This is a genomic window from Breoghania corrubedonensis, assembly GCF_003053845.1.
In the GTDB taxonomy this organism is placed as follows: Bacteria; Pseudomonadota; Alphaproteobacteria; order Rhizobiales; family Stappiaceae; genus Breoghania; species Breoghania corrubedonensis.
Genome location: NZ_QAYG01000014.1, coordinates 1 through 12,248, shown reverse-complemented (window position 1 = coordinate 12,248; position 12,248 = coordinate 1). Strand labels below are relative to the sequence as shown.

General features: G+C 62.2%; 11 protein-coding genes. 4 read left to right on the top strand and 7 right to left on the bottom strand.

Going from position 1 to position 12,248, the window contains the following annotated elements:
• Positions 1-3 precede the first annotated feature (3 nt).
• Positions 4-768, top strand: a complete 765-nt coding sequence (locus tag C8N35_RS22285; protein WP_107991956.1) for an SDR family NAD(P)-dependent oxidoreductase — start codon at positions 4-6, stop codon at positions 766-768.
• 15 nt (positions 769-783) lie between these two features.
• Here C8N35_RS22285 and C8N35_RS22280 read toward each other — a convergent pair whose 3' ends face one another.
• The 3 genes from C8N35_RS22280 to C8N35_RS22270 are packed head-to-tail and all read right to left on the bottom strand — an operon-like array spanning position 784 to position 4,133.
• Complete coding sequence (locus C8N35_RS22280; RefSeq protein WP_107991955.1) at positions 784-2,019, bottom strand: SAM-dependent methyltransferase; 1,236 nt, start codon at positions 2,017-2,019, stop codon at positions 784-786.
• Between the two features lie 3 nt (positions 2,020-2,022).
• Positions 2,023-2,808, bottom strand: coding sequence for a DUF1365 domain-containing protein (locus C8N35_RS22275; RefSeq protein ID WP_210203651.1), 786 nt, complete (start codon positions 2,806-2,808; stop codon positions 2,023-2,025).
• Positions 2,805-4,133, bottom strand: coding sequence for an NAD(P)/FAD-dependent oxidoreductase (locus tag C8N35_RS22270; protein ID WP_107991953.1), 1,329 nt, complete (start codon positions 4,131-4,133; stop codon positions 2,805-2,807). Before C8N35_RS22270 ends, C8N35_RS22275 begins: the two co-directional genes overlap by 4 nt.
• 171 nt (positions 4,134-4,304) lie before the next feature.
• Here C8N35_RS22270 and C8N35_RS22265 point away from each other — a divergent pair, with 171 nt between their 5' ends.
• On the top strand, positions 4,305-4,715 hold the full coding sequence (locus tag C8N35_RS22265) for a DUF2177 family protein (protein ID WP_107991952.1): 411 nt from the start codon (positions 4,305-4,307) through the stop codon (positions 4,713-4,715).
• A gap of 42 nt (positions 4,716-4,757) precedes the next feature.
• Here the strand turns inward: C8N35_RS22265 and C8N35_RS22260 are convergent, their stop codons facing one another.
• From C8N35_RS22260 to C8N35_RS22250, 3 genes are read right to left on the bottom strand one after another with little or no spacing between them, the layout of a single operon-like run.
• Positions 4,758-5,774 carry an FAD:protein FMN transferase gene (locus C8N35_RS22260; protein WP_107991951.1) on the bottom strand — a complete coding sequence of 339 codons (1,017 nt, stop codon included), beginning with the start codon at positions 5,772-5,774 and terminating at the stop codon, positions 4,758-4,760.
• Complete coding sequence (locus C8N35_RS22255; protein WP_107991950.1) at positions 5,755-7,956, bottom strand: PepSY domain-containing protein; 2,202 nt, start codon at positions 7,954-7,956, stop codon at positions 5,755-5,757. The genes C8N35_RS22260 and C8N35_RS22255 overlap by 20 nt, the downstream gene beginning before the upstream one ends.
• A gap of 10 nt (positions 7,957-7,966) precedes the next feature.
• Positions 7,967-8,437, bottom strand: coding sequence for a DUF2271 domain-containing protein (locus C8N35_RS22250; RefSeq protein WP_107991949.1), 471 nt, complete (start codon positions 8,435-8,437; stop codon positions 7,967-7,969).
• A gap of 667 nt (positions 8,438-9,104) precedes the next feature.
• On the opposite strand from C8N35_RS22250, the gene C8N35_RS22240 reads away from it, so the two are divergent.
• Positions 9,105-9,764, top strand: a complete 660-nt coding sequence (locus C8N35_RS22240; protein WP_107992010.1) for a response regulator transcription factor — start codon at positions 9,105-9,107, stop codon at positions 9,762-9,764.
• Positions 9,761-11,131: an ATP-binding protein gene (locus tag C8N35_RS22235; RefSeq protein WP_107991947.1), complete on the top strand. Its 1,371-nt coding sequence runs from the start codon at positions 9,761-9,763 to the stop codon at positions 11,129-11,131. The genes C8N35_RS22240 and C8N35_RS22235 overlap by 4 nt, the downstream gene beginning before the upstream one ends.
• Positions 11,132-11,225: 94 nt before the next feature.
• Here the strand turns inward: C8N35_RS22235 and pflA are convergent, their stop codons facing one another.
• Positions 11,226-12,008, bottom strand: a complete 783-nt coding sequence (gene pflA, locus C8N35_RS22230) for a pyruvate formate-lyase-activating protein (protein WP_210203650.1) — start codon at positions 12,006-12,008, stop codon at positions 11,226-11,228.
• Positions 12,009-12,248 lie beyond the last annotated feature (240 nt).

Here is a 12,248-nt window from a genome sequence, read left to right as displayed (position 1 = left end):
GCGATGAAACAGACGCAAGCGCAGTGGAAGACCGTGTGGATCACCGGTGCGAGCTCCGGCATCGGCCTTGAGCTGGCGCGCCTGTTCGACGACCGAGCGGATCACGTGGCGGTCTCGGCCCGCTCGAGCGACAAGCTGGTTGATCTCGCGGCCAATGCGACGAACATCCATGGCTATGCGGTGGATGTGACGGACGCCGAGGCGGTTTCCGCCTGCGTTTCGGAGGTCGAGGACCGGGGCGGCAATATCGATCTGGCGGTCCTGAATGCCGGCGCCTGGGCGCTGATGAGTGTCGACGAATTCGATCTTGCGGCTGTGCGCACCGGCGTGGAGGTCAATTTCATGGGCGTCATGAACGCCTTGAACGCACTGCTGCCGCGCATGCTGGCGCGTGGACGTGGCCATATCGCCATCGTCGCGTCCGTCGCCGGGTATCGCGGATTGCCGCGCTCGCTCGCCTATGGCCCGACCAAGGCGGCGTTGATCAATCTGGCGGAAACGTTGAATACCGAACTGGCCCCGCGCGGCATCATGGTTTCGGTGGTCAATCCCGGTTTTGTCGACACGCCGATGACGCGTGACAATCCGTTTCCAATGCCGGGTCTCATTGGAGCCAGGCAAGCCGCCGAATACATTGTGTCGGGGCTTGAGCGCGGAAAGTTCGAGATCGCCTTTCCGCGCTTCTTCGCCGCTCAGATGAAGCTGCTGCGCCTGCTGCCCAACTGGCTCTATTTTCGGGCGATCGGGGCTTTCATCCTGAAAGGCTGAAAGGTCCGGTCGCGTTCACGAGGGCTTTCTCAATCGATAGAAGCCGACGTCGACAGCGCCTTCCAGGAAGCCGGCCTCGCAATAGGCGAGATAGTAGCGCCAGCGCCGGCGGAAATGGCCGTCGAATCCGAGCTTCGTAATTTCCGGCCATGCGGCTTCGAAACGTCGGGCCCATTCGTGCAGCGTCCTGGCATAGGACAGCCCGAACCGCTCGCTCAGATCGAGTGTCAGCCCGGCCGCTTTGGCCTGTGTTTCCATGATGCCGGGCGTCGGCAACATGCCGCCGGGGAAAACGTGGCGCTGAATGAAATCGGTTGAATTGCGGTAGTGCCCGAACCGCTCTTCCTTGATGGTGATGGCCTGGATAACGGCGGTGCCGCCGGGCTTCAAACGGTCTCTCAGAACGGTGAAATATTGTGGCCAGTAGGCCTCGCCTACGGCTTCGATCATCTCGATCGAGACGATCCGGTCGAAGGTGCCGGTGACGTCGCGATAATCCTGAAGCCGGAAGTCGCAGGCCGCATCGAGACCAGCGTCGCGCGTTCGCTCTCGCGCATGGGCGAGTTGCTCGTGCGACAGGGTAAGGCCCGTCACGCTCGCTGCGCGGGTCGCGGCGGCCTCGATGGCAAATGCGCCCCAGCCGCTTCCCACTTCCAGGATCTTCTCGCCGCCGGCGAGGTCGAGCAGGTCGAGAATACGTTGCAGCTTGGCGGTTTGGGCTTCTTCCAGCGTGTCGATGCCATCGGCATACAATCCGCTCGAATAGAGCATCGTCGGATCAAGCCACAAGCGATAGAAGGCATTGCCCAGGTCGTAGTGCTCGGCAATGTTGCGGCGGCTGCCGCGGCGCGAATTGCGCCGCATCTGATGCGCGAGACGGTCAATGCGTCTCGCTCTGGAAAGCATGCGCATGTTGTGTTCGAAATCGGCTCGGTTGCGCAGAAAGAACCGGAACAGGCCGGTGAGGTCCGAGCAATCGATATCGCCATCCATGTAGGCTTCGGCGAAGCCGATCGCGCCGCCACGGATGATCTTCGCAAACGAACGATAATTGCGGAACCTCAGGAAAGGCTCGCTCTCGTTGCCCGGCCGGCCAAACCTCATCGTGTCGCCCGAGGGAAATGCGAGAACGATCGATCCGGTTGGAACCCAGCGCAGAACCCTGCGGATTCCCCATTTGATGGTGCTTTCGATCGGATTGCGCAGTACGCGTGCGCGCACCGCCGCGTCGACAGTCAGGTCTTCGAGCATTTCTCAGGAACTTTCCCTTGGAGATTTGGCGAAGGTCACGGGAGTGTCGGGAGCCGGGGGGCGCGGAGCGAGGCGAAGACCCTTGAGCCAGAGCCGGGCCGCTTCGTAGTGGATTGCGATCATCACTTTTGCGGTCATCCAGCCTGTACGCCCCAGGGCGCGCAGCAGATTGCGATCACTCAAGGCGTTCCGCTTGGCCCGGAAATGGGTCTTGAGAACCGGCCCCGATGTGTTCTTCAGCGCAACGCCGACGGTCAGAGCCTCACCGGGGGGCGTGACACGGAAGCTGTAGGTGCCCTCGACCGGGTTGAAGGGAGAGACATAGAATTCCTTCCGGCAGCTTTGGAAAATCAGGCCCCGCTCATCATCGGCGACCGGGATCACATAGGTCTTTCGTTGCCCGAAGGTGTTGTTGACCTCATAGACGACAAGGCGCGCGCGTTCCTCGGTATCGAGGCCGAAATAGACCGTCAGCGGATTGAAGGCGTACCCGAGAATGCGCGGGTAGCAGAGCATCACGAAGCGGCGGATGTTCTGCCCATGCCCCGATTGCGCGGCGAGGCCCTGCAGGTAGGAACGGATCGGGGTTCCGTCGCCATGATCTCGATCGTAAAAACTGAACAGGTTGAACCTGTTGTGAGAAAACAGGCGGAGTCGCCGGGTGAGGCCCGCAAGCTCGTCGCAATCGAACAACAGGGCGAACACCTTGTATCGCAACGTGTGCGAACACGGGCGCAGCCTGGTGTGGACCACCGTTCCGCTGTAGAGGGCTTCTGTGATCATGCTCATTCCGCCGCTTCGATGGCGACCGGGCGCAGCGCCGCGATGCGAGCGGAGGCGTCAGCCACCTGCCAGGGCCGTCGCACGCCGCCCAGTTCCTCGGCCACGGCCAGTCCGCTCTGGATCCCGTCTTCATGGAAACCATAGCCGAAATAGCTGCCGCAAAACCACGTTCGCCGCTCGCCCTGCAAGGCCCACAGGTCCTTTTGAGCTGCCATCGCGGACCTGTCGAACACCGGATGCTCGTAGAGGAATTCGCGCTCCGTCGCCTTGGGATGGATTTCATCATAGGGATTGAGCGTCACGAACAGATTTGTGTGCGACGGCAGCCCCTGCAAGCGGTTCATCCAGTAGGTGACGCAGAGCTCGCTTTCCGCGCCTTCGTCGCGTTTGAGGTAGTTCCAGCTCGACCACAGGCGCTTGCGGCGCGGCATCCAGCGGGGATCGCGGTGCAGGACGGCGCGATTGGCCTGATAGGAGAATGAGCCGAGTAGCCTTTCCTCCCGAGGTGTCGGAGCCTCGATCATCGCCAGTGCCTGATCAGCGTGCGTTGCCATCACCACATGATCGAAGGGCCGGATCGCCCCCTGCGCATCAACGATATGCACATAACCTGGATGCCGCACGACCCGTTTGATCGCATTGTCGTGACAGATCTCGAAATCACCGTCCTGGACCAGCCGATGGACATAATTCCTGCTGCCCCCCGTAACCGTTCGCCAGTTGGGCCGGTCCTTGAACTGCAGCATTCCGTGGTTGGCGTAGAAATCGACAAAGCTGCGCGCCGGAAAATCGAGCATTTCTGTCATCGAAGTCGACCATATGGCCGCGCCCATCGGCACGATGTGGTCATCGACAAAGGTTTGCGAATAGTCCTCGCGCGTCAGGAACGCGCCGAGCGTCATGTCGGGCGGGCAAGCGGCTACTTTTTTCTGCGCGGTTTCGAAAAAGCGGGAGATGTCGCGCAAAAGGCGCCAGTGCGACGCGCGCGCTAGATTGCGGCGCTGACCGAAAAACCCGCCAAGTCCGGCGCCGGCATATTCGTAAGCCCCGTCTTGCAATGAAAGGGCGAAGCTCATTTGCGTCTCGCAGGAAGCGACGCCGAGATGGCGGAAGAGCGCCACAAGATTGGGATAGTTGCGTTCGTTGTAGACGATGAAACCCGTATCGACCGCGATCCTGCCGTCAAGGGTGTCCACATCGACGGTGTTGGCGTGGCCGCCAAGATGGCTCCCGGCCTCGTAAAGCGTCACCTGATGGCGCTTGGACAAGAGCCAGGCGGCGGACAGCCCCGATATTCCCGATCCGATGACGGCTATCTTCTGAGTGCTCATGGCGTTTCCCGCTTCGCATGTTTACGGGGTACGCAGTCGTGATGAAAACGGATCACTTCGCGATCATTTTCGCTGACGAATACGGGCCGCTCTCGGTGGCGCTATGCCCGCCAAGTGATCCGAAGCGTTCGTTGCCGCGTATCCAGACCGTCTCATCACGGCAGGATCACCATGCTTCAATATTTCACTGCTTACGTCCTGACGGCGTTTGTTTTCCTGGCGATCGACTTCCTGTGGCTGACGCGCGTGGCCAAGAGCTTCTATTTCTCGCGCCTTGGAGACATGTTGCTTGATACGCCGCGTCTTGGTGCGGCCGCCGCGTTCTATGCGGTCTATGTCGTCGGCATCCTTATCTTTGCGGTCGTTCCGGCACTCCGCTCGGACTCTGTCGGCACCGCATTGCTATACGGCTCGCTGTTCGGCTTGTTCACCTACGCGACCTACGACATGACCAACTATGCCACGCTGAAGGGCTGGCCTTTCTCCGTTGTGATCGTGGACGTTGCTTGGGGAGCCTGCCTTACCGGCGTATCGGCAGCGATCGGCTGCTGGGCGACGCGCGCCGTCTTGCAGGGCACTTAGGAGACATCGCCTCATTTGGGTACGGGAACTGGCTTTTTGTCGTCATTTCTGCGCTTTTGCCTCCGGCATGGATGATCCGAGTGCTTTCGCCTGCATATCCAGACGCATCCCGCACCCGAAGACCGGGCCGGTCTTTAACGGGACGAGTGTGCCTCCGCGGCGATCGAGGAACAGGACCGACAGACCGAGATCACGCGCCAGTCTCATGCCACGGTCTGGTCCCAGCACCATCATCGCCGTGGCCCAGGCGTCGGCCTGCATGCAACTGGGGGCAACGACAGTGGCGGATACCGAGCAGGCCACCAGCGGAGCGCCCCGGTTCGGGTCCATTATGTGCGCGAAGTGGTTGCCCGCCAGTTCCACCCTGTGCCTGTAGTCTCCCGAGGTGGCCACGGACGTCTCTGTGAGGGTGAGAATGGAATGTGCTGCGCGGCAATCCGGATCGGGGCGTTCCACCCCGATGACCCAAGGATTGTCGTCGGGAAGGCTGCCAAGAGCCCTGACCTCGCCGTCGATGGAAAGCAGGGCGTGCCGGATCCCGAAGTCACGTACGGTTTCGGCCAGGCGGTCCACACCGTAGCCCTTCGCAATGCCGCAAAGATCCAGTGCGATGGGCGCGTGCTTCCTCACGCGGGCGCTCTCCCTGTCGATCTCCAGCACTTCGTGCGCGGGGTGCCGTATGACGCGAATGGCTGCGCGGATTTGATCCGGATCGGGGTCTGCGGCCGAAAAGCCCCACGCGGCGACAGCGTCGCCCATGCCGATGTCGAATGCGCAATCCGATGCGCGCCCGATCTCCAGACCCGCCTCCAGCACATTCAGAATATGGGCAGGCACATCGACCCAGGTGCCGGGCGTGGCTCGGTTCACCCGCATCAGGTCGCTTTCCGGCTTGCGGGGCGACATCTGACGGTCGATCTCATCGACCGCGGCGGCGAGCGCTGCTCGGATCGGGGGCGGATCGATGCCGGGAGCGCAATGGACAATAGCCGACCAACGCGTGCCCATCGTCGGGCCGTTCAGCGCATGGCGGACAAGGTCAGTAGACATCTTCGACATAGCGGCCTTCTGCTTTCAGGGTGATGGGGCTGAGCGACAGGGGCGAGAGAATGTCCTCCATGGCAGCGGCGACGCCTGCCGCCATGCCCCGACCGCCGCAGATCATGATGCGCGCGCCCGTGCCGATCAGCTGGCGAATGACGTCGGCATCCCGGCGCAGGAGATCCTGCACATAGGCATGCTCGGCGCTGCGGGAGAAGGCGGTGACAAGGGATGACAGCCGTCCCTCTGCCTGCCAGCGTCCGAAATCCTCGCCATAGAGCAGATCACTGGTCTGCGACCGCGCGCCGAAATAGAGGTGCATCGGGCGGCGGGCGGTGTTGGCGCGGACAAAGCCTGCCAGAGGTCCGATCCCGGTGCCTGCACCGATCAGGATCAGCGGCGATCGATCGTCGACGGGGTAAAAGCCCGGGTTGCGGCGCAGGAAGGCCTTGACGGTCCCGCCCGGCCTGAGCTCCATCAATTGGCCGGAGCAGAGCCCGCCGGCCTGCTTGCGCACACAGATCTCGATGAAACCGTCGCGGCGGCCCGAAGCGAGCGAATAATAGCGCGGCACCGTGTCGCCTTCGGGGATGATGCCAATCAGGTCTCCGGCCTGGAACCGCGCAAAGCCATGGCCCATGAGGCGCGAGCACAGCGGAATGCGCGGAAGCGCGAACCTCAGGATCGCGGTCGGTGCCTGCACCTCCTCGCCGTAGTCCCGGCGGGACAGGAGAGGCAATGTGACCGCGCGCGCCTCGGTGTTTTTGCTATCGAGCGAAAGCGCGACACCAAGCTTTTCCGCGAGAGCCTCCCCCCAGCTCGTGAAATCCTGCCTCGACTGGCGATCGACGTGGGCTGCCGGCATCAGTTCCCGCCAGCCGGCCTTCCGTGCTTCGGCCGCGACGCTGTCCGCATAGGCGCAATAGCGCGGGAAAGTGCTGTCGCCGAAGCCGAGGACGGCAAAGGGAGCGGTGGGTGGGTGCTGCATGCTTGCAAGCCGGTCGAGGAAACCGTCCGCCGAGCTTGGAGCGTCGCCGTCGCCTGATGTAGCGGCGAGGATCAGGTAGCGTGCGACATGATCGTAGCGTTCGGGGGTGAAGTCCGACATCGCAGCGACAACCGGCTTGCCGCCCGCTTGAGCCAGGGCCTTCGAGAGGGTTTGGGCAAACGTCCAGGTCGTGCCGCCTTCCGATCCCACCAGAATGACCGTATCGGCGTCTTTGGGGGATGTCCGGCGCTTGTTGAAACTGGAAGGAGAGAAGCGGCCGGATTGCTGCAGCAGTCCCGTCATCGCGAGGATGGGGACGCACGCCGCGCACAAGCCGAGAATAAGTCCCAATACCGCCGCCCCCTTGCCAGTGTGCAGCATCTTGATGAAATCGGACAGTTGTTGGAGAGGTGTGCGTGCGCTCCAGGAAAGCATTGCCCCCGTTCCCTGGTCGACATAGCCCATGCCGTCAACGGTCTTGATCGTGTAGACGTCACGCAGGTTGTCGATACGCGGGAAGCTGAGCTCGCGTAGGTGCGAAAGCGGAATGTCCTTCAGTGCGCTGAGCGCTGCGGGCGAGGCGCTGCCGCTGCCGCTCACAGGCGGCAAGGCTGGGAGTGCCGCGCCACCCGGCAACAGCCCGAAAGTGGCGGCGAAGAGCCAGAGGCCGGTGAGAGAGGACAACAGAAGTCCGATCCCGGCAAAACGGGCCACTTCCAGATGCAGGCGTTGTGGCAATGAGCCCTTGAGCGGAGCGAACAGGCGACGCCAACCGCCGATCCGCCGGGCCGCGAGCATGAACCCGGACACGGACAGGACCAGCATTGCGAGGCTGACAACGGCCGTGGCGATACGGCCTGCGTCGCCGGCGAGAAACGCGCGATGCAGGTCGGTGATCCAGATCTTCGTCGGTGACTGGGTGACCGGGGACGTCGGTACGCCGGTTTCCGGATCGACGATCCATTTGGACGCAACGCCACCGTCATAGGCGAAGGCGGTGATCTGGCCTGACGGTGCGCGCCTGATCTGTTCCAGGCCCGGTACGGTATCTTGGACCAGCGCGGCGAAACTTCCCACATCGGTGGGCGGTGCCGCCATCGTTCCGATTGCTTCGGCCGCGGGATAGAGCGCAAGGACTCCCCCGCTCAACGCCGTTACGCAGACGAACAGGGCGGCGGCCAATCCCACCCAGCGATGCAGTGGACGGATCATCTGACAGGCCTCACATGTCGTACTGGAAATTGGCGATATAGGTCCGCCCCTGAACCGGCTTGCCGGCGGCCTCGCTCGTCAGCGGCACCACGATCTCGGAAGGGCTGTTGCGCATGTCTTCGGCGGAGGCGTCGATATGGAGTTCGTAGCCTGCGTCGAACAGCGCATCAGCGAGATCGAAGCTGATCTTGAGGGTCTTGCCTGCGCCGACGCTGGCTCCGGTGATGCCGTTCACCTCCGCCGTGTTGCCGCCGGTCGCGCGATACCAGTCGGTGAGGTTGTCGTACCATTTGGATTTCGGACCGGCCATCCAGAGCGAGCCGACATAGGCGCCTGTGGCATCGGTGACATAGTAGGCGAGATAGGCCCCGTCGCCGCCGTAGTTGGTCAGTGTGGTGGTAAAGGTCACGTCCTTTGCCTGTGCGAAGCCGGGGGCGGTCAACGCTGTGGTCAGGGCAAGGACGGTCAGAAATTTCTTCATCTTTCGATATCTCCTGTGATTGGAAAATTCTCAGCGCAGCCGTCAGTTCTGCTGAACCTTGGGTGCGGAGCCGCCCTTGAAGAGGCCATTCGCGGGCGGGGGTGCCATGCCGGCGGGAGCTGGTCCCTGGCCCTGATCACATCCCTGGCCCTGATCACTGGGGCCGCGACGCATGCGCCTTTCGCCCCGTTCACGCTCGCGGCCGGAATCCTTGTCCCAGAAGCGATGAAACCAGCCGTGACCGTCATGTCCGTCTCGGCGATGGTGAGCGCGCCGCATGTCGCGCGCTTGTTCACCGTATCGTCCGTGTCGTGCACGAGAGTTCTGAGGTCTGTTCTGGCCTGTCGCCTGGCAGGGGCGTACGGGAACGGTCTCTGCGTCCGGTCTTGCAGGAAGATCCGTGGCCGAACTGCCGGTCGTGCTCTGCGCGGGGGCCTTCGCCGGCTCCGTCATCGGAGACTGCGCCTTGGCGGCCGCAATCAGAGCGGCCGCGACAATCGCAGCCAGAACCAGTTTCGGGAGGATGTGCATGTGTGTCTCCTTTTGCATTCGACACCCAAGACATCGCTCCTGCTCCTGATCGCTTCCTGACGGACATGACGAAATCGCTTCAGCTTTCTGTAAGGAAAGGGGTGCAGTAGGGTGTCGGCAATTGACGGAGCAACTGATGCGCATCCTGCTGATCGAGGACGACACGGTTCTGGGCATTGCGGTGCATGACCAGCTCAAGGGCGACGGGCATTCCGCCGACTGGGTGAAGCGGCTGGACATGGCTGAGGAAGCGCTCGCCACAAGTCCCTTCGAACTCGTTCTGCTCGACCTTATGCTGCCGGACGGGCGCGGCATTCCCTTCCTGAAGGCGATGCGCGCGCGTGGCGACGCGACGCCGGTGATCATTCTCACAGCTCTTGATCAGGTTTCCGACAGGATCGAGGGGCTGAACGCCGGTGCCGACGATTACATGGTCAAGCCGTTCGATCTGTCGGAACTATCCGCGCGCATCGGCTCGGTGGCTCGCCGCTATGCCGGCAATCCGAACCCGCGAATTCAAATCGGCCCGCTTGAAATCGACATTGCCGCCCGCACGATCATGCGCGACGGACGATCCATTGCGTTGACCGCCCGCGAATGGGCCCTGTTCGAAGCGTTCGTTCAGGCCCCCGGGCAGGTCCTGTCAAAGGGACAGCTTGAGGAGCATCTCTACAACTTCGACGACAGTATCGAGAGCAACACTATCGAAGTGCACGTAAGCCGCCTGCGCAAGAAACTCGGACATTCGGCGATCGAGACGGAGCGCGGGCTTGGTTATCGCCTCGGGCACCCATGACGGGGCCGCGCTCGCTCCAGCTGCGTATCGCGTTGATGGTCGGCCTCGCCGTCACCGTGCTGTGGCTGGTTGCCGCGTCAGTGACGGGGTATCGGCTGCGCCACGAGCTGGATATCGAATTTGATGGAGCGCTGCGCGATACCGCTCACAGGCTGCTGCATCTGGCCGATAGCGGGGAGCGCCCCGATCGCCCCGGTCGGCTGCGCGGGCACGGCCGCAAAGGTCACGGCTCAGGTCGCAAGAAGGAGGGCCGTCGGGACGCTCTGGGTGATTTCTACAGCTACAGGATCGTCGATGATAAGGGGCATGTGGTTCTGGCTTCCGAGGATGCCGTTGCCAGTAATTTCCCGCCCTTTGAAAGCACCGGTTTCGTGCGCACCGACACCCGAACTCTGTTCTATGATCGGGTGAAGAACGATGATGGCGTCCTGACCATTGTGGTGGCCGAACCGCGCTCACGCCGTGCCATGGTGGTTGGCGAGATTGTTGTGAGCCTGAGCCGGCCGCTTTTACTGATGATCCCGCTGATGTTCGCGGCGATCTTCCTTATCGTGCGCTTCAGTCTCGCGCCGATGAGACAGTTGCGTGACGACCTTGGTCAGCGTGGCGCGCACAAGCTTGCCCCGCTTGCCGATAACGGCCTTCCCAGCGAATTGACCCCGATCGTTGGCAGCATCAACGCGTTGCTCGCGAGACTTGGGGCAGCGTTCGAGGCGGAACGCAGTTTTGCGGCGAATGCCGCACATGAGCTGCGTACGCCTGTGGCAGGTGCCATCGCCCAGGCGCAACGCCTTCAGGCGGAAACGGACGATGCCGGGGTCATTGCCCGTGCGCGCGACATTGAAAACACGCTCAAGCGGTTGAATCGTCTGAGCGAGAAGTTGATGCAACTGGCGCGCGCCGAAGGCGCTCGTCTGCGTACGGGAACCTCCGCCGACCTGCGCCCGATCTTGCGGATCGTTGTGGAAGATTTCGAGCGCTACAGTGGCGCCGGCCGTCTCGAGCTGAGCTTGCCGGAAACTCCGATCCTCTCCGATCTGGATCCTGATGCCTTTGGCATTCTCAGCCGGAACCTTATCGAAAACGCGCTCAAGCACGGTGCTGCGCAGACACCGGTAAAAGTGGAGCTAAGCGCACCGGCCGTGCTCAGTGTCGCGAATGCCGGGTGCGTGGTCCTGCCCGAGGATCTCGACCGGCTGACAGCGCGTTTCGCGCGCTCGAACGACAAGACGGATGGCAGCGGACTTGGCCTTGCCATCGTGAAGACCATTGCGGATCGCACAGGCGCGCGGCTCGAGTTCAATACGCCGGCACCGGGACGTACCGACGGGATTGAAGTTCGGGTGTCGTTTCCGAGGTCGGACTGATTTCGATCGACTGGACATCGGCGTTCCGGGGCCGGAAACCGCCGGGAGTGATGTGTCTTCCGGACCCGGCACACCAGAACGTCGATCTTTCACCTCAGGCCGTGAAGAGGCCACGGGAACGGAAGATGTCGCGGGCGGCTTCCGTATCTTCATTTGTCGGTGTCGGCGTGTCGGTCAGTTCATAGGACATGTTCAGCTCACTCCACTTGGAAGCGCCCATCTGATGGAAGGGCAGCACCTCCACGCGCTCGACGATCTTGCCAAGGCCGGAGACAAAATCCGCCATTTTCGCAACGTCATCGGCATCGTCGGTAAGGCCGGGGACGAGCACGTAACGGATCCAGGTCGGTTTTCCCAACTGGACGAGGCGTTCAGCGAAATCGAGGGTCGGTTGCAGTGGTTGCGCGGTCAGCCGCTCGTAACGCACCGGATCGATATGCTTGATGTCGAGCAACACGAGATCGACCGGGTCGAACCAGGCATCATCAAGGCTCGCATGCAGAAAACCTTGTGTGTCGAGCGCGATGTGGAGATCGAGATCTGCCTTGATGCGTTCCATCACGCGGCCGACGAACGTGGCCTGCATCAGCGGTTCGCCGCCTGAAAAGGTGACGCCGCCGGCGAATTTCAAGAAACCGACATATGGTTTCAACTCGCTCAGCATGGCATCGACATCGACGCGGCGGCCGTTGTGCAGTTTCCAGGTATCCGGATTGTGGCAATACAGACAGCGGAACAGGCAGCCCGCCATGAAGAAGACGAAGCGCATGCCTGGGCCGTCGACCGCGCCGCCGGTCTCCACCGAATGCAGGAATCCATGGTCGGCGGCGCGATGGACGCCGGCAACGGGATGCGGCGTGTGAATGCTCGTCGTCAAGTCTATCCCTCTTGCGTCAACGGAAGGACGACAAAAAAAGGCCCGTCCGGTGTTCTCTCCGGCTGGGCCTTCTATGTCCGTCCAGGATCAGCCTTTGCGTATTTTCCTGTTGGTGGTCAGGGCAGCCGGTCGGCTGCCCTGATGCCAGTCTACATGGACGCGTGGAACGTACGGTTTACGACGTCGAGTTGCTGTTCTCGTGTCAGCTTGACGAAGTTCACGGCATAACCGGAGACGCGG